Annotated in this window: 21 protein-coding genes, 1 tRNA gene, 1 other RNA gene and 1 pseudogene; 11 read left to right on the plus strand and 13 right to left on the minus strand. The window is 61.6% G+C overall.

Translation table 11 applies throughout. The features are described 5' to 3' along the window. The first annotated feature begins 416 nt into the window (after nt 1-416). Nucleotides 417-1193 (plus strand): pseudouridine synthase, encoded by a 777-nt coding sequence (locus ABWO17_RS05495; RefSeq protein WP_353116557.1) that lies wholly within the window; start codon nt 417-419, stop codon nt 1191-1193. Between the two features lie 175 nt (nt 1194-1368). Here ABWO17_RS05495 and lolA read toward each other — a convergent pair whose 3' ends face one another. The 4 genes from lolA to ABWO17_RS05515 all read right to left on the minus strand — a co-directional run bounded on the left by lolA (nt 1369) and on the right by ABWO17_RS05515 (nt 6265). Beyond that, nucleotides 1369-2082 (minus strand): outer membrane lipoprotein periplasmic chaperone LolA, encoded by a 714-nt coding sequence (gene lolA, locus ABWO17_RS05500; protein WP_353116558.1) that lies wholly within the window; start codon nt 2080-2082, stop codon nt 1369-1371. Nucleotides 2083-2368: 286 nt separating this feature from the next. Beyond that, nucleotides 2369-5059, minus strand: coding sequence for a DNA translocase FtsK (locus tag ABWO17_RS05505; protein WP_353116559.1), 2691 nt, complete (start codon nt 5057-5059; stop codon nt 2369-2371). 131 nt (nt 5060-5190) lie between these two features. Further along, nucleotides 5191-5748: an elongation factor P gene (gene efp, locus ABWO17_RS05510; protein ID WP_353116560.1), complete on the minus strand. Its 558-nt coding sequence runs from the start codon at nt 5746-5748 to the stop codon at nt 5191-5193. 37 nt (nt 5749-5785) lie between these two features. After that, nucleotides 5786-6265 carry a type II 3-dehydroquinate dehydratase gene (locus ABWO17_RS05515; RefSeq protein ID WP_353116561.1) on the minus strand — a complete coding sequence of 160 codons (480 nt, stop codon included), beginning with the start codon at nt 6263-6265 and terminating at the stop codon, nt 5786-5788. A gap of 254 nt (nt 6266-6519) precedes the next feature. Here ABWO17_RS05515 and yihA point away from each other — a divergent pair, with 254 nt between their 5' ends. Continuing rightward, nucleotides 6520-7299 carry a ribosome biogenesis GTP-binding protein YihA/YsxC gene (yihA, locus tag ABWO17_RS05520; protein WP_353116562.1) on the plus strand — a complete coding sequence of 260 codons (780 nt, stop codon included), beginning with the start codon at nt 6520-6522 and terminating at the stop codon, nt 7297-7299. A gap of 110 nt (nt 7300-7409) precedes the next feature. On the opposite strand, the gene ABWO17_RS05525 is transcribed toward yihA, so the two are convergent. Genes ABWO17_RS05525 through ABWO17_RS05535 form a run of 3 tightly spaced genes read right to left on the minus strand, consistent with a single transcriptional unit; the run spans nt 7410 to nt 9893 of the window. After that, the gene (locus ABWO17_RS05525; RefSeq protein ID WP_353116563.1) at nt 7410-8495 is read right to left on the minus strand and encodes an LptF/LptG family permease; all 1086 of its coding nucleotides are present in this window, start codon (nt 8493-8495) and stop codon (nt 7410-7412) included. Continuing rightward, complete coding sequence (locus tag ABWO17_RS05530; protein ID WP_353116564.1) at nt 8492-9640, minus strand: LptF/LptG family permease; 1149 nt, start codon at nt 9638-9640, stop codon at nt 8492-8494. The genes ABWO17_RS05525 and ABWO17_RS05530 overlap by 4 nt, the downstream gene beginning before the upstream one ends. A gap of 28 nt (nt 9641-9668) precedes the next feature. Beyond that, the gene (locus ABWO17_RS05535; protein WP_353116565.1) at nt 9669-9893 is read right to left on the minus strand and encodes a hypothetical protein; all 225 of its coding nucleotides are present in this window, start codon (nt 9891-9893) and stop codon (nt 9669-9671) included. A 312-nt stretch (nt 9894-10205) separates the two neighbouring features. Between ABWO17_RS05535 and ABWO17_RS05540 the strand changes: the two genes are divergently transcribed. The 4 genes from ABWO17_RS05540 to ABWO17_RS05555 all read left to right on the plus strand — a co-directional run bounded on the left by ABWO17_RS05540 (nt 10206) and on the right by ABWO17_RS05555 (nt 13402). After that, on the plus strand, nt 10206-11003 hold the full coding sequence (locus ABWO17_RS05540) for an undecaprenyl-diphosphate phosphatase (RefSeq protein ID WP_353116566.1): 798 nt from the start codon (nt 10206-10208) through the stop codon (nt 11001-11003). Nucleotides 11004-11152: 149 nt separating this feature from the next. Next, a tRNA-Met gene (locus ABWO17_RS05545) sits at nt 11153-11229 on the plus strand. Nucleotides 11230-11401: 172 nt separating this feature from the next. Next, nucleotides 11402-12733 carry an Nramp family divalent metal transporter gene (locus tag ABWO17_RS05550; RefSeq protein ID WP_353116567.1) on the plus strand — a complete coding sequence of 444 codons (1332 nt, stop codon included), beginning with the start codon at nt 11402-11404 and terminating at the stop codon, nt 12731-12733. 96 nt (nt 12734-12829) lie between these two features. Further along, nucleotides 12830-13402 carry a hypothetical protein gene (locus ABWO17_RS05555; protein WP_353116568.1) on the plus strand — a complete coding sequence of 191 codons (573 nt, stop codon included), beginning with the start codon at nt 12830-12832 and terminating at the stop codon, nt 13400-13402. A gap of 378 nt (nt 13403-13780) precedes the next feature. On the opposite strand, the gene ABWO17_RS05560 is transcribed toward ABWO17_RS05555, so the two are convergent. The 3 genes from ABWO17_RS05560 to greA form a co-directional block, all read right to left on the minus strand. Continuing rightward, nucleotides 13781-15292: an L-lactate permease gene (locus ABWO17_RS05560; protein ID WP_353116650.1), complete on the minus strand. Its 1512-nt coding sequence runs from the start codon at nt 15290-15292 to the stop codon at nt 13781-13783. 401 nt (nt 15293-15693) lie between these two features. Further along, nucleotides 15694-16377 carry a phosphate signaling complex protein PhoU gene (gene phoU, locus ABWO17_RS05565; RefSeq protein ID WP_353116569.1) on the minus strand — a complete coding sequence of 228 codons (684 nt, stop codon included), beginning with the start codon at nt 16375-16377 and terminating at the stop codon, nt 15694-15696. A 256-nt stretch (nt 16378-16633) separates the two neighbouring features. After that, on the minus strand, nt 16634-17116 hold the full coding sequence (gene greA / locus ABWO17_RS05570) for a transcription elongation factor GreA (RefSeq protein ID WP_353116570.1): 483 nt from the start codon (nt 17114-17116) through the stop codon (nt 16634-16636). A 439-nt stretch (nt 17117-17555) separates the two neighbouring features. Between greA and ABWO17_RS05575 the strand changes: the two genes are divergently transcribed. Next, complete coding sequence (locus ABWO17_RS05575; protein WP_353116571.1) at nt 17556-17750, plus strand: hypothetical protein; 195 nt, start codon at nt 17556-17558, stop codon at nt 17748-17750. Between the two features lie 225 nt (nt 17751-17975). Here the strand turns inward: ABWO17_RS05575 and ABWO17_RS05580 are convergent, their stop codons facing one another. Beyond that, complete coding sequence (locus ABWO17_RS05580) at nt 17976-18431, minus strand: hypothetical protein (protein WP_353116572.1); 456 nt, start codon at nt 18429-18431, stop codon at nt 17976-17978. Nucleotides 18432-18674: 243 nt separating this feature from the next. On the opposite strand from ABWO17_RS05580, the gene ABWO17_RS05585 reads away from it, so the two are divergent. The 4 genes and pseudogenes from ABWO17_RS05585 to ABWO17_RS05600 all read left to right on the plus strand — a co-directional run bounded on the left by ABWO17_RS05585 (nt 18675) and on the right by ABWO17_RS05600 (nt 21945). Next, nucleotides 18675-19298 carry a hypothetical protein gene (locus tag ABWO17_RS05585; protein WP_353116573.1) on the plus strand — a complete coding sequence of 208 codons (624 nt, stop codon included), beginning with the start codon at nt 18675-18677 and terminating at the stop codon, nt 19296-19298. Between the two features lie 508 nt (nt 19299-19806). Beyond that, nucleotides 19807-20159: a transfer-messenger RNA gene (gene ssrA, locus ABWO17_RS05590) on the plus strand. 100 nt (nt 20160-20259) lie between these two features. After that, a pseudogene (locus tag ABWO17_RS05595) lies at nt 20260-20436 on the plus strand (DUF6538 domain-containing protein); the annotation flags it as partial. Nucleotides 20437-20469: 33 nt separating this feature from the next. Next, nucleotides 20470-21945 (plus strand): site-specific integrase, encoded by a 1476-nt coding sequence (locus ABWO17_RS05600; protein WP_353116651.1) that lies wholly within the window; start codon nt 20470-20472, stop codon nt 21943-21945. Between the two features lie 174 nt (nt 21946-22119). Here ABWO17_RS05600 and ABWO17_RS05605 read toward each other — a convergent pair whose 3' ends face one another. Together ABWO17_RS05605 and ABWO17_RS05610 are read right to left on the minus strand one after the other, a co-directional pair. After that, entirely contained in the window at nt 22120-23865 is a 1746-nt protein-coding gene (locus ABWO17_RS05605) for a hypothetical protein (protein ID WP_353116574.1), read from the minus strand. Then, nucleotides 23865-25820 (minus strand): hypothetical protein, encoded by a 1956-nt coding sequence (locus ABWO17_RS05610; protein ID WP_353116575.1) that lies wholly within the window; start codon nt 25818-25820, stop codon nt 23865-23867. Before ABWO17_RS05610 ends, ABWO17_RS05605 begins: the two co-directional genes overlap by 1 nt. Nucleotides 25821-25829: the final 9 nt, after the last annotated feature.

Here is a 25829-nt window from a genome sequence, read left to right on the forward strand (position 1 = left end):
TCCTGAAACTCCAGCCCGCCGGACATTGTCCGGCCCGGAACCCCATGACCCAGCGCCGTCCTTCGTCTCCGCCCCGTCCCGCCAAACCTTCGACCGGTCGTCCCAAACGTTCCGGAACCCAGGCTGCCGATCCCGCGCGGCCCGATGCCAGATCGGATGCGCCCAGGGGGACACGTTCCGGTCGCCGGAGCGATGGTCCCGGGCGTCCCGGCCAGCCGTCGTCACGTGGCAGGGATGGCGAGGCATCGCGCAAAGGGGCGAACGCAGGCAAGGATGGCCGCCAGGCAAGGCGCCCTGTTTCCGGTCGCGGACCAGACCGGGACATCCGCGAAGGGGAACCTGTGGTGGAACGCCAGGCCGAGATTCCGGCGATGAACGGCCCCGATGAAGCTGTCATGCGAACAAGCGAACCAGCCATGCAAACAGGCGAAACGGTCATGCAGCCTGGCGAGGTGCGTCTGAACAAGGCCATTGCCGGGGCGGGTGTGTGTTCGCGGCGCCAGGCGGACGACCTCATACAGCAGGGGGTGGTGCGGGTCAACGGCGAGGTGGTGGACACCCCCGGCGCGCGCGTGGTGCCGGGGCGCGACCGCATCGAGGTGCGCGGGCAACTGCTGGAACTGGATGCCGCGCCCGCCTCGTTCACCTATGTGATGCTGCACAAGCCGGTGCAGGTGGTGTCCACCGTGCGCGACCCGCAGGGGCGACCCACGGTGCTGGGCATCCTGCCGCACGACCTGCGCGGCGGGCGGCTGTACCCCGTGGGCAGGCTGGACTACTTTTCCGAGGGACTGTTGATACTGACCGACGACGGTGACCTGACCAATCGGCTTACCCACCCCCGCTACCACCTGCCCAAGGTCTACATGGTCAAGGTGCGTGGCCACGTGACCGAATCCACCCTGGCGCCCATGCGTCAGGGCATGACCCTGGCCGAAGGCGAACAGCTTGCACCAGTGGACGTGCGCCTGCTCCAGTCGGACCGCCAGGCCAGCCTTTTCGAAATGACCCTGCGCCAGGGAGTGAATCGCCAGATTCGCCGGATGTGCCGTGACCTTGGGCTGACGGTGCTGCTGCTGCGGCGCGTCAGGCAGGGGCCGCTGGAACTGGGTGAACTGCCCAAGGGGGCGGCCCGCCGCCTGACCCCGCTTGAGGTGGCGGCCCTGCGCCGCGCCGCAGGTTTGGAATCGTAACCACGCGGTTTGCCAGAAAAACAAACAACGCCTCCTGCATTGTTGCGGGAGGCGTTGTCGCATTCTTGAACTTCAAGTCTAACTTGAAGGGAGAAGCGCTCCCCTCTGTTGGGGACAAGCCGCGTTGGCCGCTGGCCCTGCGTGCTATCGCCGGCAGCCCGGCGCACAACGCCCCCTAATTGAACAGCTGCTTTTCCGGCGAACCCTGCCTGGTCCTGTCCTCCACGTCCACGCCCTTGGCCGGCGTGAAGCGGAAGGCGCTGTCCGGCACCCCGGCGTCGGTGGTCAGGCCGTTCAGGGTGATGTCGTTCTCGTTGCCGTAGAAATCGATGATCTTGGCCCGGCGGATCAGGCTGGTATCCGGGTCAACCCACAGGAAGGCCTCGGTCAGCTGCGGGGTGGGTTCCTTGGGGTACATGTGCAGGCGGGCCATGCCGCTGTCGTCGGCCTCCTCGGCCACGTCGAAATCCTGTTCCAGCCTGGCCTGCCCGGTAATCACCTTGATGATGGACCGCGAGTCCTGCACCAGTTCCACCGGGTACTTGTAGGCCACCTCTTCGTCCGGCAGGTAGTTCCAGATTTCATTGGCCGTCACCACCAGCAGTTCGGCGTGGGGGGCCTTGGTCTCCCAGCGCACCAGCAGCGGCTTGCGGAATTGCAGGGTGCCCTGCCGGGTTTCCTTGGCGCCACTTTCGCGGTGCAGCAGCACCTGGGTGAAGTCCGCCTTGAGGGTGGTGGTGGCGTCGTAGCGTTGTTGCAGGCGGTTGGTCAGCTCACCGGCGGCGCGGGCCGGGGCGGCGGACAGCAGCATGGCAAGGCACAGGGCGGCACACAGGACGCCAAGCCTCGGCAAACGGGAGAAGGCACGAGGGGAAAGGGGACGAATCACGGAATGCTCCTGTGGAGGATTGCTGGCGGGATGGGCACGGCATCTGCCTTGCGGCGTGCCGTGCGGGATGCAGGTGCGGGACATTTGCCCCGGCTGGCGCGGACTTCTACGGACCCGGATGGTTCCGGATCGTTCATGGTGCATGCGGATGGATTCGGGCCGTGCTGGGGCTGCGCTAGCAGGACTGGGCCACTGCGTCAACACGTGCGGCGGCAACGGAGGGGCGGCGGAAAACCGCCCCGCCATATTGTCAGCACCATTGCCAGCGCCATTGCTAGCGCCATTGCTAGCGAATGACCATGCGCGGCTTGCTGCCGTCCGAGGGACCGATGATGCCGTCGTGCTCCATCTGCTCCACGTAGCGCGCCGCCCGGTTGAACCCGATGCGGAAGCGCCGCTGGATCTGCGAGATGGAGGCCTTGCCCTGGCCGATGACGAATTCCACGGCCTCCGCGTACATGGGGTCGTCGGAAAGGTCGCCACCGCCGTTGCCGTTGGCGCCGTCACCCGTGCCATCGTTGCCCCACTCGGCAAAGTCCACCGTGTAGTTGGGGGGCTGCTGGCGTTTCCAGAATTCCACCACGGCGGCCACGTCGTCGTCGCCCACGAAGGCGCCGTGCAGTCGCTGCAACTTGCCGCCGCTGGGCTTGAAGAGCATGTCGCCCTTGCCCAGCAGGTGTTCGGCGCCCACGGTGTCGAGGATGGTGCGCGAATCGTGCTTTGAAGTGACCTGGAACGAGATGCGGCACGGAAAGTTGGCCTTGATGAGCCCGGTGACCACGTCCACGCTGGGCCGCTGGGTAGCCAGGATCATGTGGATGCCCGCCGCGCGCGCCAGCTGGGCCAGGCGCACGATGCTGGTTTCCACTTCCTTGGCCGCGGTCAGCATGAGGTCGGCCAGTTCGTCGATGACGATGACCAGGTACGGCATGCGCTCCAGGTCCGCCAGTTCCGGCGGCAGGTTCGCGCCAAGGTCGGCCAGCTTCTGGTTGTAGCCCGCGATGTTGCGCACGGCCAGACGCGCCATGGCCTGGTAGCGGCGGTCCATCTCCTGCACGGCCCAGTCCAGGGCGTTCTTGGCCAGGGACATTTCCGTCACCACGGGGTGCACCAGATGCGGCAGGTCGGCATACACGGCAAGCTCGATGCGCTTGGGGTCCACCAGCAGCATCTGCACATCTTCGGGACGGGCCTTGTACAGGAAGCTGAGCAAGATGGAGTTCAGGCACACGCTTTTGCCCGCGCCGGTGGCACCGGCCACCAGCAGGTGGGGCATGCGGGCCAGGTCCGCCACGGTGGCGTTGCCCGCGATGTCCTTGCCGATGGCCATGGTGAGCATGGACGGGGCCGAGCGGAAGGTGTCCGAGCCCAGCAGTTCCTTGAAGCACACGTTTTCACGTGCCTCGTTGGGAATCTCGATGCCCACGGTGTCGGTGCCGGGAATGGGTGCCTGGATGCGCACGGCAATGGCCTTCAGCGCCAACGCAAGGTCGTCGCTGAGGTTGGCGATGCGGCTCACCTTCACGCCGGGGGCCGGGCGCACCTCGAACATGGTGACCACCGGGCCGGGGGTGATGCGGGTCAGTTCGCCCTGCACGCCGAAGTCGGCCAGGCAGGTGATGACGCTCTGGCCCTTGGCCTCCAGTATCTGGCGGGCGGGCTTGGTGTCGCCGCCTGCCACGGAATGCAGCAGGTCAAGGCCGGGAAGTTTGCTGCGCGCCTTGCGGGGGCGCGCGGGCTTGGCGGGGGCTGTCCCCTGCCCTTCGCGGGCCGGGTCGTCGCCGAAGGCGCCCTCCAGCCAGGTGGGTCCGGCCTCGCCAGCGGCATAGTCCACGAGGTCGTCGGCAAGGCCATTGGGCAGGTCGCTTGGGACGTCGCCCCCAAGGTCGTCATCCAGCCCCATGGCGCCGGGACCGAATTCGCCCCCGGCAAAGGGATCGCCGACGCTGGCGGGGGCGCCCCTGCCGCCACTGCCAGCGGCCCGGGCATCCGTCTGGGCGGCATCGTGCACGGCGTGCGCGTACGCATCGTCGTCGTCCGGTTCCTGGGGGACGTAAGGCGCGCGCGGAGAGGCGCCCGGCACTTCATCGCCGGGGCGGTACGGGCGGGGGGTGCCCTGTACGCCGCGCCCGGCGGGCAGCGGCGCGGGGGTGACATCGACCACCTGCCCCTGCTTGGCCCCGCGCTTGCGGTTCCACAGGAACTGGAACACGCCCATGCCCGGCAGCTTCAGCCAGCGGGAGGCGCGCGCGGTGGTGGCGGGTCCGGCGGGTACTGCGAGATCGGGCTGGCGTTCGCCGCCCGCCACGATCACCGGGCGGGGCGCGGCGGGGGCCGCTGCACCGCGTTGCGTGGAAATTTCCAGCTTTGCGGCGGGCTTGGCACTGGGCGTCAAACCTTCACGCAATCCTTCAAGAATGCGGCGGCCCACGGCCGACCAGGACAGGGCCAACACCAGTTGCGCCGAGATCAGGAACAGGAACAGCCACACCAGGGCCGAACCACGCGGGCTGAAATAGCGCGCCGCGAAATTGTGCAGGATGAAGCCGAAGAAGCCGCCCCCGCCCACGTCGCCGATGGCCAGGTTCCAGCCGGCACCCATGGTGGCCACGCAGGCGCCCAGCAGGATAAGCCCCAGCCAGCGCCACCACGGCACGTCGAAGGGAATGACCACGTAGCGCGCGCCAAGACCCATGAACCCGAAAGGCCACAGGAAGGCGGAAAAGCCGAAGAGATCAACCAGGATGCCGCCGATGTACGAACCGAACAGACCGGCGCTGTTGCGCACCTGCGTGGCATTGCTGACCACGTGGTTCAGGCTGGGGTCGCGGGCGTCGAAGGTGGCGAGGCTGAGCAAGAGCAGCAGCCCCCAGAAGATGAGGAAGAGCCCGAAAAGTTCGCGGGCCAGTTTGTTGCCGTCCGTGGCGGCACCCTCCTGATTGTCGCGGAGTGCGTATTGGCGCGGGGCGGCCCGCAAGAAAAAGGGATATGACCGTATCGGCCATATCCCTTACCGTACTCAAGGGTTCCCGTCCACACGGCCCCGCTGCTCCGGACTGGCCACAACGGGCAGGCCTGTACCGGAGGGGCGCCGTGCGCGAAACTTGGCTATTCGCGGCCCAGGTAGTCGCGGGTGCGCGTATCGACCTTCACGCGGTCGCCGATGTTCACGAAGATGGGCACGCCGATGACGATGCCGGTTTCCAGCGTGGCGGGCTTGGTCACGTTGCTCACGGTGTCGCCCTTGGCGCCGGGTTCGGTGTCGGTCACTTCCAGCACCAGGGACACGGGCAGGTCGATGTCCAGCGGCTTGCCGTTGTACAGCAGCACGCGCACCTGCTGGGCTTCCTTGAGAAAACCGGCCTTGCCGTCGGTGGTGTCTTCCGCGATGTGCAGCTGTTCGTAGGTGGTCAGGTCCATGAACACGAGGTCGTCGCCTTCACGGTACAGGTACTGCATTTCGCGGGTTTCCATGTCGGGGCGGCTCACCTTTTCGCCGGAGCGGAAGGTGTTGTCCACCACGCGGTCGTTCAGCAGGTTGCGCAGCTTGGTGCGCACCATGGCCCCGCCCTTGCCGGGCTTGAAATGCTGGAACTCGACGATTTCGAAGGGCGTTCCGTCGATTTCGATCTTGAGCCCCTTCCTGAAATCGGTGGTCGAATACATGAAGCCTCCGGAGTGATGTTCGTGGGGATATGCGGCGCTACACCGGTGTCGCGGTGGACTGCCGGGCATCCAGATGCAGCACCAGCGACTGCACGGCGAGCGCGTAGCTGGTGATGCCGAAGCCCGCCACCACGCCGATGACGTGGCGGCCGATGTAGCTTTTCTGGCGCAGCGGTTCCGCGCGCGCCAGCACATTGCTGAGGTGCACCTCGACGCAGGGCAGGCCGATCCAGGCCAGGCAGTCGGCCAGGGCAAGGCTGGTGTGGGTGTACGCGCCCGCGTTCAGCACCACGCCGTCCACGCCGTCTCGCCGGGCCTGTTCCAGCCGGTCGATGAGCGCGCCTTCGCCGTTGGTCTGGAAGAACTCCAGTTCCACGTCGCCGGTTCCCGCGCCCAGCACCCGAGCGACCAGGCCGGGCACGGCGTCCATGCCCGCGCTGCCGTAGATGTCGGGCTGGCGCACGCCCAGCGCGCCCAGATTGGGACCGTTCAGCACCAGTATGCGGTAGCGGGCCATGCGGCGTCCTTTGTGCGGTTGGCGGCGCGGGGGCCGGTTGCTGCGGAACGGGGACGGGGTCGGACTGGACACCATGCGCCCGCATCGGGTAACAGGATATTTTTTCCCAACGGCGGCCTGTTGTCAACAATGAAGCCGACGCCGGACCCCACGTCCCGGCGGCCGCCCCTCGCGACTCCCGTCATGTCGCCCCTCATGCCACTCCATCGGGCCTACCCACAGCCACACGGCGCCCGGCGCCATCGGATACGATCATGCAACCAGTGCTTGAACTAGAAGCCACCGTCTACACCCTGGAACAGATGCGCGCCTTCGACGCGCCGCAGATAGCCTTTGCCGGGCGCTCCAACGTGGGCAAATCGTCGCTCGTCAACGCCCTGGCCCGCCGCAAGGCCCTGGCCAAGATCAGCGCCACCCCCGGCAAGACCCGCTCCATCAACTATTACCGCGTGAAGCCCGACGGTTTCTACGTGGTGGACCTGCCCGGTTACGGCTACGCCAAATGCAGCAAGGAAGAGCGCCAGAAGTGGGCAGAACTCATCGAGCGCTACCTGAGCACCTGCCCCACCCTGAAGGCCCTGACCGTGCTGCTGGACAGCCGTCTGGACCCGCAGCAACTGGACCTGGACCTGACCGCGTTCGCCCGCAAGAGCGGCATCACCCTGCTGCCGGTGCTGACCAAGGCCGACAAATGCTCGCAGCGCGAACGCGCGGAGCGCCAGCGCCAGTGGCGCGACATTCTGGGGGGCATTGCCCCGCTGGTGGTGTCCGCCAAGACCGGGCTTGGCGTGGACAACCTGTGGGCGTCGTTGCGCAAGGTGGTTGCCGTGGGCGAGGTGCAGGGTTCGGCCCTGCTCGACCCCTTCGGCAGCGCCAAGCGCGACGTGCCGCTGGCAGATGCTGCCGGGCATGGTGCCGGGGCGGACGCCACGTCGCACGATGGACCGGAAGCCGGCTCGGACGACGTACCGGGCGCCGCAGCGAGTGGTCCTGCCCTGCGCCGGGGCACCAAATCCGACGCGAACGGGAAATAGGCCGTCACCAGCCCCCTGCCCTGCCAACCACTTTCCATAACATCGCAACGCCCCGCCATGTCATGCATGCCGGGGCGTTGTTTATTGATGCGGGTCAGCGTTTGGTCGGATCAACCGGCCTTGAAGTGGGGCTTCAGCACCCACCCCAGCCGCGCCAGGGCCACGGCCAGAATCAGCGCGTTGGCGCCCCAAGCGGCCAGCGGGGGAGAGACAATGCCCTTCTGCCCCAGCGTGCCGCCCACGGTGAACATGGTGTAGAACAGAAAGGTGATGATCAGGGAAAGGCCGATGCCCAGATAGATGTTGTCGCGCCATGTCACGATGGCCGCAGCCACCGCCGCCATGACCACCAGCGAGGCGGCGTAGGCCAGCTTCATGTGCCAGGCGGTGCGCACTCCCTCGACGTTGGAGCCGGAAGCCGACAACCGGTCGATGGCGTCACCCAGTTGCCACAGGGGCAGCTGCGAAGGGTCGGCATTGCGCGCAGTGATCAGGAAGGCCTGCACATCCTGCCGCAGGGGCAGGGCCAGGGTGTCGTGGCGGGTGCTGAGGTAGCCCGAGGGATCGAATTCGATGACGTCGCACAATTTCCACTGCCCGGCGCCAGCCGTGAAGGTTGCGGCGCGCACCACCCGCAGGATGGACAGCCCGTCGGCGGACAGTTCGTACGCGGCAAGGCCGCGCCCCGTGCCCTGGGCGGGGACCACCTCGGCCAGGCTGACCACGTAGGCCCCGTCGGTGAACCACACGTTGCGCAGGGTGGCCGTGGCCTCGGTCTTGCCGCGTACGTCCTCGCTCCAGATGCGCGCGGCTTCCACCTCTCCGGAAACGCCCAGCACCTGGGAAAAGCCCAGTTGCATCCCACTCCATACCAGGCCGCACAGCACCAGGATGCGGGCAATGCGGCCCATGGATATGCCGCCAGCCTGAAGGGCGATGAGTTCGCGCCCGCGCGACATGAGGCAGAGCTGGGCCAGGGTGGCCAGCAGGAACACGGCGGGCAGTATCTGCGAGACGATCAGGGGCGTCTTGGCGGCGAAGTACCATGCCGCCACGCTGAAACTCACCCCGGCTTCCAGAAAGTCGTCCAGCCGGTCGAACAGGTCGGAAAGGATGTACAGCCCGGTGCCGATGGCCAGGGTGGGCAGGATCAGCATCAGGTTGTTGCGGAACAGGTAGCGGGCCAGCAGGCTCATGCGGCCCCCTTGCGGCGCCGCCGGGTCAGGCGGCCGTACGAGAACAGGTTGGCCAGGGCCGGGGCGCGCTCGCGCGCGGTCAGCCGCAGGCCCCACAGCCCGGCGGCCAGAAACAACACGTTGGGCGTCCACAGCCCGATTTCCGGCGGGATGGCGCCCGTCTCGCCCGTGGTCAGCCCGAACGAGAGCAGGCTGTAATAGGCCAGGAACATCAGCAGGGCCAGCACCACGCCGACCTGGCGGCGCAGCCCCTCGAAGGCGCAGGCCAGGGGCATGGCGAACAGCCCCAACACCAGGCAGGCAGCCGGAAACACCCAGCGCTTGTGCAACTCCACGATCACCTTGCGCAGGTACTTGTTGTCCGTGTCCTGGGCCAGCACGCGCAACTGTTCCCAGGAAAGCTCCTTGGGCTTGACCTTGCCGAGGTCCAGCCCCTTGAACATCAAGCCCAGGTCGATGCGCACCACGTACTCGCCAAAGCCCAGCACGGAAACCTGCTGCCCTTCGGTCTTGTACAGACGGCCATTTTGCAGGCGGAACAGCAGTTCGCCGCGCGCTTCGTCGGTGGCGATGGCCCCGGTGGGCGCCAGGATGGTCAGGGTGGCGTCCTCGCGCGAGCGGTCTTCGACGATGACCTGCGACAGCCTGCTGTCGGCGGGGTCCACCTGGCGGGCAAACAGGGTCAGCCCCGGAATGTCCTTGTTGAACACGCCGGGCTGCACCACCACGCGGGCGCGGCTGTTGGCGATGTCCATGACCGTGGCGCGAAAGTTGGCCATGCCCCAGGCCAGCCCCTGCAACGAAATGCCCAGGGTCAGCAGGGTGCACAGCACGCAGAACAGCACCGGCGCGGCCAGCATCTGGTACAGGCTGACGCCGCCCGCCTTGAGGGCGATGAGTTCGCGGTCGGTGCTCATGCGCAGAAAGGTCAGGAACACGCTGAGCATGCACGCCACCGGCACCACCAGCAGCATGAAGAACGGGGTCAGGTAGACGAACAGCAGCACCGCGTCGGCAAGGCCGAGGTCCAGCCCCAGAAAGAGTTCGCGCAGTTGCAGGCCCCGGCCGATGAGGACCAGGGTGAGCAGCGAACCCAGACAGAGCAGGAACAGGTGCAGCAGTTCGCCGAACAGCTGCCGCTGCAACAGGGTATTGAGACGAAGGGGCAGAGGGCTATTCCTGTGGTTGGTCGGTGTGGCAGTTGCGGAACAGGTCGAGCAGCATCTCGGTTTCCATGGGGCCGAGGTTGAACCGCGCGCCCGCCTCGTCCACGAGGTCGGCCAGCAGTTGGCTGGCCTGTTCGGACCGGATGGCCTTTTCCGATAGTTCGGCCCGGCGCTCCGCCACCCAGGCGGCGGCGCGCTTCACCAGTTCGCTGTGCGGAATAACGGTGGTCATGGTGCCCCCCTGGCGGGTTAGCGAAGCGGCATGTGTGCGGGCGATGACCAAAGGCGGTCAGTCGCTGGCCCGAAGGCTTGCGGCCGTTCACGCGGCGTGGAATCTACATCAACCACGGCGGGGTTGCAACTCGACGGCCCATGCGGTATCCCCGCGCAATCCGGCGTGTCGGCACGCATTCTCTCGCATTCTTCCGTATCTGGCCGCGTCCCCGCGTCCCATCGTATATCCCGCGTCCTTCCGTATCCGGCCCGCACGCGGAGCCCTGCCCGTCCACCCCCAGCCGCGCGGCCCCCAGGCCGAAAATCACCCATGCACGACATCCTCTCCGCCGTCCTGCTCGGCATCGTCGAAGGGCTGACCGAATTTCTGCCGGTGTCCTCCACCGGCCACCTGATCATCGTGGGCGACCTGCTCGGTCTCAACGGACCCAAGGTGGCTACCTTCGAGGTGGCCATCCAGCTCGGGGCCATCCTGGCCGTGGTCGTGCTGTACTGGGACCGTTTCTGGGGCCTGCTGCGCCCCAGGCCGTACGTGCGCTTCGCCGGGTTGCGCGGCATCGTGCTGCTGGGCATCACCTCGCTGCCCGCCAGCCTGCTGGGGCTTGTCACGCACCACTACATCAAGGAACACCTGTTCAGCCCGGCCACCGTGGCCCTGGCCCTGGCCGTGGGTGCCGTGGCCATGCTGCTGGTGGAGCGGCGCAAGCACCGCCCCGCCTACATGGACCTGGACGACATGACTCCGGCGCTGGCGCTGGGCATCGGGCTGTTCCAGTGCCTGGCCCTGTGGCCGGGCTTTTCGCGTTCTGCCGCCACCATCATGGGCGGCATGCTGCTGGGCGCGCGGCGTGGCCTGGCCGCCGAGTATTCGTTTATCGCAGCGGTGCCCATCATGTTCGCCGCCACCGGCTACGATCTGCTGAAAAACCATGCCCTGTTTACCAGCGCCGACCTGCCCTTCTTTGCCACCGGGTTCGTGGTGTCGTTCCTTGCCGCGTGGGTGGCCGTGAAGGTGTTCATCGGCCTCATGGGCCGGGTAACCCTGGTGCCCTTCGCCTGGTACCGGCTGGCCGTGGCCCCGCTGGTGTTCTGGTTCATGGCCAACTGATGCAAGCGAATGCGGGCGCAATGCCGCGTCTGGCGCGGACTGCGGGGCCTTTTTTCGAAAGTGCCCAAAAAACGCTTGCCAAGGCACCCTGTGTCCGGTAGAGAAACCATCCGTCGCAACGGGAACAACCCCTGTGCGGCATTGGACTTGGCAAGGTAGCTCAGTTGGTTAGAGCATGCGGTTCATACCCGCAGTGTCGGGGGTTCAAATCCCTCCCTTGCTACCAAGAACACGAAAGGCCCTGTGAACGCAGGGCCTTTTTCTTTTACAGTTCGTCCAGGCCCATCACCGTGCCCGTTCCGTTTTCGGCGTGCCGCGTGCGGGCCATGATGACGCGCCGCGTGCGCCGTGCTAGTCTGCCCGCATCGGCAACCGCGCATCCTACGCCAAGAGACACCATGCAGCCCGCGCCCTCTCCCGCTTCCCGCAGCAACACGCCCGCCAGACACCGTATGGGGCGCCTGGCGGATCGTCTGAAGGACGTTCTGGCCACGTCGGAATGCCGCTCGTGCGCGTCCGCTCGCGAATTTCTGCGCTACGTGGGGCCGGGGCTGCTGGTTACCGTGGGGTTCATTGATCCAGGCAACTGGGCTTCCAACGTCAGTGCCGGTGCACAGTTCGGCTACTCGCTGTTGTGGATGGTCACGCTGTCCACGGTCATGCTCATCCTGCTCCAGCACAACGCCGCACATCTGGGGATAGCCACCGGGCTGTGCCTGTCGGAAGCGGCAACCACCCACCTGTCGCGTCCCGTTTCCGTCCTCGTGCTGGGTTCTGCCGTGGCGGCATCCGTGGCCACGGCGCTGGCGGAACTGCTGGGGGCGGCCATCGCCCTGCGCATGCTGTTCGGGCTGCCTCTGGGGGTGGGCACTGTGCTGACCATGGGGGTTGTGTGCGTGCTGCTGCTGACCAATTCCTACACACGCATCGAACGCTGGATCGTGGGGTTCGTCTCGCTGATCGGCGTTTCGTTCCTGTACGAGTTGACCCTGGTGCCCGTTGACTGGCGCGCCGCAGCGCACGGCTGGGTTACGCCCGCCATCCCCCCCGGTTCACTGGTGGTGGTCATGAGCGTGTTGGGTGCGGTGGTCATGCCGCACAACCTGTTTCTGCATTCCGAGGTCATTCAGAGCCGCCAGTGGAACCTCGAGGATGCCGTGGTCATAAAGCGGCAACTGCGCTACGAGTATCTGGATACCCTGTTCTCCATGCTGGTGGGCTTTGCCATCAACAGCGGGATGATCCTGCTGGCGGCGGCCGCATTCTTCAGCCGGGGGCTTCAGGTGGACGAACTGGAGCAGGCCTGCGCCCTGCTCTCCCCGCTGCTGGGTGGGGCGGCTTCCACGGTGTTCGCGCTGGCGCTGCTGTTCGCGGGGCTTTCGTCCAGCGTCACGGCGGGCATGGCCGGGGGCAGCATCTATGCTGGCATGTTCGGCGAACCGTACGCCATCAAGGACAAGCACACCCGGTGGGGCGTGGGAATCACCCTGGGGGCGGCAGCCCTGGCCATCACTGCCATCGACGACCCGCTGAAGGGTCTGGTGTACTCGCAGGTGGCCCTTTCCATGCAGCTTCCCTTCACGGTGGGGCTGCAACTTTACCTTACGTCCAGCCGTCGGGTTATGGGCCAGTACGCCAACCCGCCGTCCACGCGGGCCATGCTGGGCTGCATCGCGCTCATTGTCATGGCGCTCAACGCCCTCTTGCTGCGTGAACTGTTTTTCGGTTAGACCTACGCGTCGCCACGGCATGGTTGCCGACGGTCCGTTCCCCCCTTATCCAGCGCAGGCGCGACCTTGTCCCACGAAACATCTCGCACGGGCCGCATGCCCAATGGCCCGGCTGCCTCCACCACCTCCAAGGACCAGCTTCCCGGAAGCCCCATGCACAAGTGGATACGCCTTGCCTTCGAACTGTTGCCGTTGCAGGTCTTTGCCATTGCCTCGCGGCTCGCGGGCGACGATCCCGAGCGGGCGTTGCTGCCCTACGGCCTCGGCGCGCTGTGCGCCGCGCTGTGCATGGCCGTGCTGCTCTGGCGGCGCATCCTGCTTGACCGGCTGCTGCTGGGGGTGAACATTTCCATCATGCTCGGCGGGCTTGGCCTGTATGCCCGCACCCCGGGCCTTGCGCACATGCTGGCCGACCTGCGCGCGGCGGGTGTGTTCGTGATCATCCTGCTCACGGCGGGGGTAACCTATCTGGCCCGCCCCAGCGCACTGCTGGACGTACCGCGCGGCAACGTGGAGCCGTGGGACCGCTACATGCTGTACGCCACTTTTGCCGCCTTCGTGCTGGCCTTCATCACCCGCTCGCAGCCGCTCCTGTCCGGGATGCTGCTGGCGGCGCTGTTCATCGTGCGCGGCAGCCTGCAACAGGCCGCCCACAACGCGCGCCGGTAAACGTCGCCTCCGCGCCGCACGCGCCATGCCGCAACATCACGGCCGTCTCCATCGAGGCGGCCGTTTTTCGTTGGTGGCGGGCGGTTTGACAGATCATGGTCCCCCTCCCCCCCCCACTCCACCCTTCCACGTCCGTGTCAGTCATCGGGGCGTGCAGTACCGCTGTTGCCGGACCACGGCCCCGGTACGCAGCCTGTCTCCTTTTTCGTGCGGGGCGCGGTACGCTTGCGCGAAGCGCGGGCACGCATGCGGGGCGACCGTACGCGCCCGAGTGGCGGCAAGAGGTGCGCGCGGCGATCATGCGCATCTCCCCACTCTGCCAACGAAAAAGGGGGCGCCCGAAGACGCCCCCCTTGCGGAGTCGGCTGAATGCCGCGCCTACAGCAGGTGCAGGTACGGAATGGCCACGTAGACCAGGGTGCCGAGCACCAGCACGTAGCCCACGCACACGGCCAGGGTGCGGTTCATGATGCGCCCTTCGTAGCCGGTAAGGCCGGTGGCGGCAGTGGCCACGGCGATGGACTGGGGCGAGATCATCTTGCCGGCGGTGGCCCCGGCGGCAGAGGCAGAGACGATCCAGGTGCTGTCGATGCTGATGCGGTTGGCCACTTCCATCTGCAACTGCCCGAAAAGCACGTTGGACGAGGTATCGCTGCCGGTGACGAAGGTGCCCAGCGCGCCGAGCAGCGGCGAGATGAACGGAAAGTAGCTGCTGGTGGAATCGGCCACGGCGATGGCGATGGTGTTGATCATGCCGCTGGTGGCCATGACCTTTGCCAGTGCCACGATGGAAACCACGGTAACGCCCGAGTACACCAGCTTTTTGGCGGTGCTGCCGAGCACGCCGGTGATCTCGCGCACCTTCACGCCCTGGATCATGCCGCCGATGTAGGTGGCGATGATGATCAGCGCGCCGGGGGTGGCGATCCACTTGAAGGTGAAGGGAGTGTCGCCGTAGATGTGCACGGTGGTCTTCACGGCGCCCAGGGCGTCGCGAATGGCCGGGAACAGGTTGCTGCACAGGATGATGAAGGCGAATACCAGGATGTACGGCAGCCAGGCCTTCACCTTTTCGGCGGCGGGAATGGGATCGACGGCTGCTGCGGTGTCGCGGTGGAACAGGCGCGCCCAGACGATGGTGGCGATCATGCTGCACACGCTGCCGATAAGGCACGGCAGTTCGGCGCCCATGTACTTGGCGGTGTACAACTGCGGAAAGGCGAAGGCCAGGCCGGAAACCAGGGTGGCCCAGAATACGCCCCTGATGCCCTTGAACCCGGAGGTAAGGATGACCAGCAGGTAGGTAATCAGGACGATGAACACGAACAACTGCAACGCGGTGTAGTAGCTGATGGTTTCCACCGGCAGGCCGGTGACGCCCGCCATGGTCACGATGGGAATGCCGATGGCGCCGAAGGCCGTGGGCACGGTGTTGGCCACCAGGCAGATCACTGCGGCGAACATGGGCTGAAAGCCCATGGCGGCAAGGATGCTGGCGGGAATGGCCACTGCGGTGCCGTACCCGGCCACACCTTCGAGAAAACCGCCGAAGCCCCAGGCCACGATGAGCACCAGCAGGCGCTTGTCGGTGGTGATGGACGAGAGCATGCGGGTGATCACGTCCATGCTGCCGGTGTGGCGGGCAAGGTTGTAGGTGAACACGGCGGCGATGATCACGATCATGATCGGCCACAGGGCCATGGCCGCCCCTTCAAGCGCGGCGGAAAGGGCCATGAACGCGGGCATCTTCCACCAGCCGAACACGGCAAGGGCCAGCGTGCAGACCAGCGTGAGCGCACAGGTGCGGTAGGCGGGCAGCTTGAGCACGACGAGAGAAAAGATCAGCCAGACGATGGGGGCGAGCGCTGCCGCCAGTTGCAGATACTCCATGGACGCCATTGTGGAATGCACCTCCGAAGTGAGCGTTCACGCCATCCGACACGTCCTCACGCCATGCCGGATGTATTGGTTGATTGGGCAATGAGCGTGGTGGTAGCATTTAGCCCCGGCAGCGTCAAGATTCGGAGTGGGCATTTTCGTTTGAGATGCAGCGCGCACGCGGCCTGTAGTGGCACTTTTTTGTGCAGTGCATTTTGGATACAGACAACGAGCCACGCATTTCAAGGCATGTATTGCATTGTATGACGTTCATGAGTGTTGTGTTGCGGAGGCATGCTCAAAAAAAGAAGAACGGCTTCGGATCATGTGTATCCGAAGCCGTTCCATGCAAATTATTGTGTTGGATGTTTGTCGCACAGCTCACGCGTGTTGCGTGAAGGAGTGCGAAAGCATCACGCCATGTCGTCGTCGTCAAAATGGCTGTGCTTGGCGTTGACGCCACGCACGGCAAAAAACACGCTCTCGCCGATGTTGGTGGACAGGTCGCCGATGCGTTCCAGCCTGCGGCAGATGATCAGGAACGACAGCGCCGCCTCGATATTGTCGGGGTGGGACTTCATGTACTGCACGACCTTGAGGGTAAGCTGGCGCAGGCCGCAGTCCACGCCCTCGTCCAGTTCGGCCAGCCTGCGGCCCAGGTCCGCATCCATGTCCACCACGCACTGCACTGCCTGGCGCACCATGTTGCGCACCAGCGGCACGAACGCCTTGAAGTCGTCGTCGAAGGGCAGCGGCGGCAGGGCCACCAGGGGCATGGTGCGTTCGGCGATGTTGGCGGCCTCGTCGGCCATGCGCTCGATGTCGTTGGCAATGCGCATGGTGGCCAGCACGGTGCGCAGGTCCTGCGCCAGCGGCCCTTCGCGGGCCAGAAGGCGCATGCCCATTTCGTCGATGCAGGTTTCCATCTCGTTGATGGCGTGGTCGTGCGAAGCGACGGACCATGCCCTGGCCTCGTCGCGCTGGCAGTAAGCTTCGATGCAGCTGTCGATGGCCTGCTCCACCGTTGCGAGCATGGCCAGCAGCTTGTGGCGCAGGGCATCGAGACGGTCGATGGTCAGGTTCCGGGCGGGGGCCATGGTGCACTCCTTCCGTTGGGGGGCCGCAAATGGGGGCGGCTCCGCATGTGCATTCTTTCACGTGGATCATGCCATCTTTCGCGCCGGTGCGAAACCCCCTGCGGGCCGGGTTTTCCGGACAGTTCGCGGGGCACCGCAAGCATGGCGCCGGAAACCGTGCGTGGCGGTGTGCACCCCGCACGGGTATGTCATGGCAACAAAAGCGCCCCGGCGAAGGGGCCGGGGCGCGCGAAATACGGCGTTGGCAGGCCCGGCGCTAGCGGCGCGCGCCTTCGAAGGCGACGGAAATGATCTCGTAGCTGATGCGGCCACGCGGGGCATCCACCACGATCTCGTCGCCCTGCTCCTTGCCCAGCAGCGCGCGCGCCACCGGCGAAAGGACGGAAATGGAGCCCTGGGCGTAATCGGCCTCGTCCGGGCCGAGCAGCGTGTAGCGCTTGGCTTCGCCGCTATCGAGGTCTTCTATTTCAACGGTGGCGCCAAACATCACCTTGTCACCGGACAGGCTGTCCAGGTTGATGACGTTGAACTGGGCCATGCGCGATTCGATGTACGAGATGCGGGCTTCGAGCATGCCCTGCCGTTCGCGGGCGGCGTCGTACCCGGCGTTTTCTTTCAGGTCGCCTTCTTCGCGGGCTTCCTTGATGGCCTGGATGACCGCCGGGCGTTCCGACTTCAGGCGTTCCAGTTCCTTCATCAGTCGATCGTAGCCTTCGGTGGAGATGGGGATGCTGCTCATGCTCGTTCCTTGAAATGTCTGGGCATGGTCTGTTGCCGGGCAAAAAGAAAGTGTCCCGCTGTAGGGGCAAACCCCGCGCAGCGGCACAGTTCGGCACCGTCATCCGACGGCACATTGGGCAATATAGGGCAGCCGGGCGCGCCGGTCAAGATGCCGAGCGGCTGGAGCCGACGCATGTCCGCACTGTTGCGGCAGTTGCGCCCTGTTGATGCCCGGTTCCCCCCCCCTGTCGCAGCCGATTGCATGGCGCCGAATTGCCCAAAGGGCGCGAAGGGGCGCGGCATGTCAGGCGGATGCACCCGTCGTTCGTGGCCTGGCGCGGCGGTCAGGGTTGACCGTGTGCGCACCCTGCGGCATCGTCAGAATGGACATACCCCAACAAAACGCATCCGGTGCGCGCCTGCCGCGTGTGCCGGTGCCGTATCCCACGGAGGCCGCCATGCCCGAATACACCGCCACCCTGATCATTCGCGGCGAAGGTTGCGACTATGACCCCGAGGAACATGTGGCCCGCATCCCCTGCGAGAACTGCGGGCACATCAATGAAGTGGAGGTCTGGACCGACAGCGCCGGGGCGGCGGACTTTTCCGGCTTTGCCTGCGAGAATTGCGGGCACTGGAATGGACCCGGCTAGGGGATGGAGGCGGCGCTGGCAACCGGTGGCCGGGCCGGGGGGTGTGCTCCGACGTGGGCCACGCCCTGACGCCCGCGCCATCTGGCCCGTCACACATATTTGGCCCGTCCGTGCCCCAGACCCGTCATGCGCATCAGGCTCTCGTCATGCGCATCAGGCCCGTCCTTGCCACCCGGCCCGCCCGCCTCGTTTTTCCCGTCTGGCCCGGCTTTCCCGTCTGCCGCTTCAGGGCATGGTCACCTCGCGGTTGTACTCGCGCACGGCCTTGTCGATCTTGCCCTGAATGTGTTCGATATCCGCCCGGGCACGGCGTACGTAGGCGTCCACGCAGGCCCGGTAGGCGCCCATCTTCTGGCGGTACATGTCCCATTCCCAGGCCTTGTCCCCGGCAAAGGGGCGCATGGGCGAGGTGCATTGCGCGTCGGGGTATTCGCCGCCCGGCAGTTGCGTGGCCTCTGCCCGTGCGGATGCGGGCAGCGCGCCCCAAAGCGCGGCACTCAGGGCCAGACACATCAGGACCAGACACCTTGAGGCCAACCATATCGGGGCCACCGCAAACCGGCGGCGCGTGGCGGGTCGCTTTTCGGGGGCGGTGGCCATGCGTGCGGCGCGTGCCACGCCGCGCGGAACCCCGGCCAGACCGTCCTTCCTGTCGTTTGTCGTCAGATAGTTGCGCAGCATGGCGTTCTCCTGCCGTGCCCCGCATGCGACGGGGCCGGACTTTCCCGCAGATTCCGGCAAAAACCCCGCCCCTGTCAACGCGTCTGTCCACGGAACCTGTCCCCGGCGGCGGCCTGATGGCGCAACCGCCCTGCCCCATTCGCCCCATGGGTGGGGTGCCGCCTGCCTCTTTCGGCTGGCACCGATCTTGCTCATTCCAGCCCCAGACACGGGAAGGGAAATTTCTGCACGACGGAGGCGGGCGTGGCCATAGACGGCATTTTCAACAATCTCGGCAGCATGATGGTCGTCCACCGTACCACGGATCAGGACGCCGATGCAGGACGCACCGCGTCCGGGTCCGAGCAGGCGCAGACGGCGGACGGCAACCTTGCCCGCCTGACCGACAGCGCCAGCCTTTCCGCGCTGCATCCCAAGCTGCGGTCCACACTGGAAGATATTTCCGAGCGCGGCGGAAACGTGTTGGAAACGCTGGAACAGAACGTGTCGAACCTGCAAGAGGGGTTTCTGGATACCCTTTCCGACCGGCTGGACGCCGCCGGGGTGTCGCTGGACGATAAGCTGACCCTGACCATGGATGACGAGGGAGCGCTTTCCGTACTGGGCGACCACCCGGACAAGACGCGCATAGAACAGACCCTGGCCGATGCGCCGGAGCTTTCGTCCGCCTTCGGGGAACTGGCCTCGCAGTCGGAGCTGATCCGCGACATTCGCAGCCTGCGCCGGGTGGTTACCACGCGCGTCGGCGCAGCTGCCTACGACGCGGTGGACGCGGCGACGACCGACACGGCGGAGACGGCATCTTCCGCCTACCGGGTCAGCCTGAAGGGGGCCATGTCGCACTTCTACTTCGGCAGAAACACCTAGCCGCCCTGCCCTGCGGGCTGCCCGGCTGCGTGCCCATGGGGGTGCAGCCGGGGGACAGCGCCGCGTTGCCGCCACGCGCATCAGTAGTGATGGCACCGCAAGAACGCCACGCCGACCGACCGCCCACACACACCAGCCCTACCCCGGCCCTGCCCCCAGACCAACACCCGGACCAACACCCCTACGGCCCAAACCAACCCAGATCGGCCCGCCCGCATTTCATTGCCGCTTCGCCCATCATAGTAATGAACATGTCCGCCCGGCCCGGCGCAATGCCCGGCGCGGGCGTTGTGCATTGTGGCCGGTGCGGCGCGCATCCCTTGCCACCGGGTACAAAAGCCCGTATAGCCCCTGTTCCGGTCGGGCCGGGTGGCAGCGCAACCGCCACAAACGGTTGCCTTGGGCACCTTGCCTTTGCCGGAGACGGCATTATAGTATGTGAAGCGGGATGGTGGCCCGCATTGCATCACGGCAGAACACGCCGTTCGCCGGACACCGCCGTACACACGGGGGCGCCCTGGTTTCGACGGGGATGTAGAAGCCGGAACTGCAGGCCGAGGCGCCGCTGGCCTCGTAAAAAGCGGCACCAAAAGTAATTGCCAACAATTACGAATACGCACTGGCTGCCTAATTAGTGGCCACGCCAAACCGATCGACGCCTGATACGTCGGCGAGGTGTAACTTCATCAGGCTGGCATCCAAGGGCGCTTGCCGCTGCGGGTGTAAGAACTATAGGTGAGCTGGTCTAGGGCCGCCCGGTCGGGGGCCAAGCCCGTGACGACAATTGTTCCCGACATAAGCCTGTAGACGTTTCGCGTGGAATGTTCTCGGACGCGGGTTCGATTCCCGCCGCCTCCACCAAATTGTAAGCCAACATGCTGAGATTACAGATGCTGGCTGGCCTTTGAAGACCCCGGTTGTACCAGCGGATACAAACTGCTGATCCAATCGGGGTCTTCCTTTGCCATCGAAATCCCCCTCCCTGCTTGTCCTGAACAGGACGACCTACCATTTCCGGAAGGTGGTCCCCCGGCGTTACCGCTCGCTGCTGGGGCGATGTGAAATTCGCACCACGCTTCAAACTTCTTACTTGCGCGAGGCCCGCGAGGCAGCTAATGCCTTGTCCTCACGTATTTACGAGATGTTTCTTAGGATCGATGAGGTGTTAGCAATGAAGAAGCTTTCTGAAGAGGATGCCAAGCAGTTGGCCAATCAGTGGTTGGCTCAAGAGTTGGAGCGCACTCGTCGCGAACGGCTGTCACGGAATAAGCCACTGACGGAGTCTCAGCTTCGTGAGCAAAGCCTTGGGCTTGAAGAAGCCGAAGCTGTCGCGCAACAAGCATACATTCGTTGTGACTATGGGGTCATTGCGGAGACAGCTGAAGACGTACTTCGCCAGCGAGGCATCGCATATCAAGCTGGTTCGATTGAGTTTAATACGTTGTGCAGTGAGCTTCTTCGTTGTTCGTACAATTTTTCAAAGATAGAGCGAGGTAGGATTTGGGGAAAAAATCTGGATAGCAGCGACTATTCGATAGATATTTCTTCTCAAGAGAAACAAAGCGATCCAGCAAAAACGATTTCTGAATTAATTCAGGAATACATAGATGATAAGTTAAATTCTAACACATGGGACAAAAGGACTGCATATCAAGAAGGTGCAAAGCTAAGATTATTTATTGAAGTTGTAGGAGATGTAAAGGCGTGCGACCTGCGTAAGGTTCATTTTAAGATGTTACGAGACGCGCTTCTTCGCCTTCCAAAGAATATGACGAAGGGTAAGTATGGAAAGATGAGCGTAGCTGATGTTTTGAAGCTTGAGGTTCCACAATGTGATCGTTTAAGCACGACAACGGTAAGTAACTATTGTGATAAAATTCGATCTTTTGTTCGCTGGATGGCAGAAGATAGGCTTATAGTAGGTGCAGAAATAGCAAACTGCCTGAGAGTAAAGCAAGACAAGCGAGATGGTGATTTTCGAGAGTCATTCTCTGGTGATGACCTTAAGATGTTATTTAATCCTAATCTCTATGTCACGAGAAAGAACCGTAAGCCTTGGAAATTTTGGGTTCCTCTGATCGCTTTGTACACAGGTGCTCGTATAGAGGAGATATGCCAGCTATATGTTGAGGACATTGCCATTGAGGATGGTGTTCTTTGTTTCTGGTTTCACCCTGATGGATACGATCGTCGCATCAAGACGAAAGACTCGACACGATATGTGCCAATATCACAAGTTTTGATTCGTGATTTCGGATTTGATGCATTTGTTGCGATGATGAGGAAGAAGAAAGAGGAACGCCTCTTTCCAGATTTGACAAAGAAAGATGTGACGTCACGTTACGGAACTGCACCATCAAAATGGTTTAGTTTGTATAAGCGGAAAGCAGGGATAGAAGATGGAAGGCACGGGAAAAAGGTTTTCCACAGCTTCAGAAACACCATGGCGACATGGTGTGAGCAGCATAATGTACCTGAAAAGCTTGCAGCTAGGCTGATTGGACACAAGCACGACACCATGACGTATGGCAGATACAGCGATGATGTTAGGCCATCTGTTCTGTTTTTCGAAGTCGTCGATCGTCTTGACTTCGATATTGATGTTCATGGGCTTGCAGAGGCGCGCAAGAGAATCCATTTATGGTAACCCCATCCCCCCCCTGTAAAAAATGTAGGTTGAGTAACATGCGAGATATGGTGGGGCAATTTTTGACCCCCCTATTTTTGGGGAAGCGCGATCCTGATCGTCGAATAATCAGGCGAGCACTGGGTGTTTAGGCCTATGTATTCGCGACGTGCTATGGCTTGTGTGTATGTCATATCAGGGCGATGCGATGCCAATCTCAGATGGTTTGCTTTGTAGCGAATCTGCCCAGCATGCAAGTCTATACCAAAAAAATGGCGGGACTGGGGTTAGGAAATGCCTACAGGCAATAATATCAAGCGCTGCTAAGCCGGTCTGGAGGGCTGGAGACGCCTCATAGATTTTTTCCTGGGGCGATCTTGTGATCGTCTTCATATGTTCAATCCATTCGCCAGGATTGTCAGGGAGAATGATAGGGGCTTCTGATGCTCCGCATTGAAAGTGTGATCGGCAAAAATAAAGATGGCTATATATGTCTTTGTCGGGATGCCAAAGCTGGACGCAAGTGTCAGGATAGTCATTTTTGCACCCTGTTGCCAGCTTGGTGTAATGTTCTTTTTCCTTAAGAATTGCTGCCCAGCCTGCAAGGGTAGCAAGAGTCCACGAGGAATTCATTAATCGAGCCGCAGCTTCATTGCTTCCCCAGCCCCCTTCATCAATTAGGTCGTCAATGGAGTCAGAGCAGACGGGGATATGTCGTTTTGTTTTGTATGAATAGTCGACATTTCTGATCAGCGTCTTAAGCCATGTGACCGCGTCTTTTTTCCGCCCTGCCAGGAGTAAGAGGGTTAATGCGAGCGATATGTCGTTGCTGTGTCTGTCAAGGCAAGGCGATCCACATATTTTGTTGTTGTGTATTAGTCCAATGATTGCGTCTGCAATTATTTCAGCTTGGGCAGCGCGATCTTGCAAAGGCGATGCATCTCCCGGGTTGATCAATATTTGAGAAAGTCCAATTGATGATAAAACTCCAATAACTTCAAAAGACAGCATGGATAGCTCTGCGCTATCATAATATTTTTTGGACAGAGAGTCTTTGGTGTAGCAATAAGGCTGAAGACGTTCAAAGTATTCTTTGCATGCAACACAATATCCAATCCAGAACGATGGAAATACGTCAGTTATAATTGACAAGCGCGTAGCATTTCCGCAGAGTTGTATGCGATGCCATGCCCATAAAAGCGCTCTCTCCATGCACAAGAGGCCTTGTCTGGAGTCGCCTTCTGCGAGCGCCCACGATGCAAAGGCATGCGCAGATAAATTAACAATACGCATCGCCTTGACTAGTGCTTTCCCAGTCTTGGGTGTCTCTGAGAGTCCTCCAGAATTAGTCAGGTCTAGCGATTGCAGAAAAAGTCTATGTAGGTCTCGACGATCGTAATCACTGTCGCCAGAAAGGGCCAAGGATCGTCTGAGCAGCTTTCGCTCGGAATCCCGAAAAACATGTTCATCGAGGAGGTGGCGTTCAATAAGCGCGGCCAGTCGATCAATCCCCCAGAAATCAACTTCCGCTTTAGCCCCTATGCTACTGACAAACCCCGTCCAGCTCGCTTGAACAACCTGTTTTAATTCGCCGTTTGTGACTACTACGATGTGGATATGCTTGCCTTTGTCTTGTGGCTCGACGTGCGATGTTAAATACACGTCTAGTATCTCGTTTATGCTTTGTCTAACAGACTGGTCGCCGCCATCCCACTCCGTGCGACCTATGTCTCCTTTTTTGATTACGGCAAGAAGCAGCTCTTCTGTGTCGCTGTTGGGATTTGTCCCTCGTGCAGCTAGATCTACGCCATACTGCCGATTGCCTGTTTGTGGACGCGCTATTGGTACATACCCCATCTCGATAAGCAGGTCTGGTAAGAGGCGGTCAAGCTCATCCCTTTCCTTTAATGTGCGAAGATATTCCGCAATGACAAGCTTCATTAGTCTCCCCTCTTTGACGATCGAAATAAAATCCCTTCGATTGAATACCCTACTGGGTCAATTATTGAACGTTTTGGTATGGCAATGCTGTGAGAAATGGTTTGAAAGTTGTTCGTCTCGCCTATTCTGTCGTTTTCAACAGAAAACCACCCGACTCCAGCCTTGACTGGTATCCGCTTGATTAGCTTCAGTAGCACGGATTGTTCGCCTGCGGAGTCTTGGATGGCTCGCAGGTTTGCCTCCTTGTTGAGAGCAATTGCCCGCCGTAGCTTTATCGGGCTATTAAGCTCTTGTAGGTCAGGCAGGTCATCAATGTTTTTTTGATATGTCGCTATGACATCGCGGATGGATGTTAGTTCTTTGGTGAGTATGACGTCGTTTGCCTTTGTTAGGTTTTCAATTGCTTGCAGGGTTTCATGCGTGTAGTCAATTCCAATGTAATTGATGAGTAGATCGCGAACCAAAGGGTATGTGCGCTCAGGAGCGTTCTTTGTTTCTAGAAGCGAAAGTGTTAGTGTCAAGAGAGGCTCTTCGTGATAAATGAATCCAAGCATTCTTCTGGCGAGAAGCAGGAGGGTGTGATTGTCCATATCGTCGATTGTATGTGGATCGAATTTGACGCTACGCACCCCATGTAGCCAAAGGTATTTAATTAAAGAGTGGCATGCCTGTGTGAGCTGCGGCACGTCTGAGGTGAGCCATCTTGCGATCAATCGCGAGAGTAGTTTTTTATCTTTTGAAATGCACATTATGGTTTGATTTAGGTTGTCAATGGTGGAGGCGTCGCTTGTTGCTCCACTGCTGTTTCGCACAATAAATGATTCAATTGAATTTATTGATGCGTCAGTTTGATTGTAATTGCATATTATTTTTGAAAATATATGATCTATTTCATGTGCACAATTCGTTTCCAGTGTTGCGTTTGAGAGGGCGTCTAGTATGTCTGTGTAAATATCTAAGATGTCTGTTTCGTCGATGATTGCAGATATGAATACTGACATGACGTGTAGCGCGTGTCTATCGCCAGATTTTGCTATCGAAACCAAATCAGCACGCATTTCTCGGTGTTTTTTTGATGCAATTCCCATAGCGTGTATGGATAGATTCTTTATTTCGGCTATGTGGCTCTTTGATTTTTTGCGCAGAGTTTCATAGCATTTCCGGTGGTACTTGTTGTCTATTTTGTTAGCATCAAGAATGAGGGCGATGCTAAATATCGCTGATTGGACGATCAATGCTTCGCTTGAATGCGCATCTAGCAAGACACGATTAATTGCTGCATGCTCTTGGCCTGAGTTTGCTAAGGCAAGCATTGTTGATGTTACCAATCTTCGTGTCGAATCTGTAATATTTTCTATGGCGTGGTGATAAATATCCCACGCTAATTTTGTTCTGGTTGCTAGCGCGTCCTCTATAGCTCTGAAAATTAGCCCTGCCGCAAGATCGCCTTCTGTTTTTGGATTTTGAGCTTCTATTAAGGTGCAAAGCGATTCCTTTTCTATGTGTTGCAGAAATGGCAGCGCAAGGCCTACGAGGCGCAAAACACTAAAGACCGCCATCTCGTCAGAATTTATGATGTCTGCTGCAAGTCCGAGGATGTTGATATTCTCGTTGGCCAACGCAAGGAATCGCCCAGCTGCTGAGTCTTCATGGCCGATCTCTTGTTGATATAATTGTAGCGCTACTGTAAAAATCTCACGGTCAGAAGCGCAGTCAGAGTTGTCGATTTTATCTGCAAAAACATAAGCTGCGGCGCACTGGTTGCGCGCCTCAAGATTTGCAAATGAAATTTTTTCAGCTTCTATAGTCCACATATCTGTATGTGTATCGCATGCTGACAGTTCATTGGGGGCCAACACGCAGGAAATGCTATTGATGCTCTGGCTATGAAGCCTTTCTGCAATAGCGCCTATCGCAGTAGGAATTTCCGTGCGGGTTGTAGGCTTGTTGTACATGTTCTTCTC

The organism is Nitratidesulfovibrio sp. (genome assembly GCF_040373385.1).
Classification (GTDB): domain Bacteria; phylum Desulfobacterota; class Desulfovibrionia; order Desulfovibrionales; family Desulfovibrionaceae; genus Cupidesulfovibrio.

Bases quoted from the DNA above. Each gene is read 5' to 3' on its own strand.
- ABWO17_RS05495 (WP_353116557.1), top strand. From the start codon at position 417: ATGCAAACAGGCGAAACGGTCATGCAGCCTGGCGAGGTGCGTCTGAAC.
- efp (WP_353116560.1), bottom strand. From the start codon at position 5,748: ATGTATTCGACCACCGATTTCAGGAAGGGGCTCAAGATCGAAATCGAC.
- ABWO17_RS05515 (WP_353116561.1), bottom strand. From the start codon at position 6,265: ATGGCCCGCTACCGCATACTGGTGCTGAACGGTCCCAATCTGGGCGCG.
- yihA (WP_353116562.1), top strand. From the start codon at position 6,520: ATGCAACCAGTGCTTGAACTAGAAGCCACCGTCTACACCCTGGAACAG.
- ABWO17_RS05525 (WP_353116563.1), bottom strand. From the start codon at position 8,495: ATGAGCCTGCTGGCCCGCTACCTGTTCCGCAACAACCTGATGCTGATC.
- ABWO17_RS05535 (WP_353116565.1), bottom strand. From the start codon at position 9,893: ATGACCACCGTTATTCCGCACAGCGAACTGGTGAAGCGCGCCGCCGCC.
- ABWO17_RS05540 (WP_353116566.1), top strand. From the start codon at position 10,206: ATGCACGACATCCTCTCCGCCGTCCTGCTCGGCATCGTCGAAGGGCTG.
- ABWO17_RS05550 (WP_353116567.1), top strand. From the start codon at position 11,402: ATGCAGCCCGCGCCCTCTCCCGCTTCCCGCAGCAACACGCCCGCCAGA.
- ABWO17_RS05555 (WP_353116568.1), top strand. From the start codon at position 12,830: ATGCCCAATGGCCCGGCTGCCTCCACCACCTCCAAGGACCAGCTTCCC.
- ABWO17_RS05560 (WP_353116650.1), bottom strand. From the start codon at position 15,292: ATGGAGTATCTGCAACTGGCGGCAGCGCTCGCCCCCATCGTCTGGCTG.
- phoU (WP_353116569.1), bottom strand. From the start codon at position 16,377: ATGGCCCCCGCCCGGAACCTGACCATCGACCGTCTCGATGCCCTGCGC.
- greA (WP_353116570.1), bottom strand. From the start codon at position 17,116: ATGAGCAGCATCCCCATCTCCACCGAAGGCTACGATCGACTGATGAAG.
- ABWO17_RS05575 (WP_353116571.1), top strand. From the start codon at position 17,556: ATGCCCGAATACACCGCCACCCTGATCATTCGCGGCGAAGGTTGCGAC.
- ABWO17_RS05580 (WP_353116572.1), bottom strand. From the start codon at position 18,431: ATGCTGCGCAACTATCTGACGACAAACGACAGGAAGGACGGTCTGGCC.
- ABWO17_RS05600 (WP_353116651.1), top strand. From the start codon at position 20,470: ATGAAGAAGCTTTCTGAAGAGGATGCCAAGCAGTTGGCCAATCAGTGG.
- ABWO17_RS05605 (WP_353116574.1), bottom strand. From the start codon at position 23,865: ATGAAGCTTGTCATTGCGGAATATCTTCGCACATTAAAGGAAAGGGAT.
- ABWO17_RS05610 (WP_353116575.1), bottom strand. From the start codon at position 25,820: ATGTACAACAAGCCTACAACCCGCACGGAAATTCCTACTGCGATAGGC.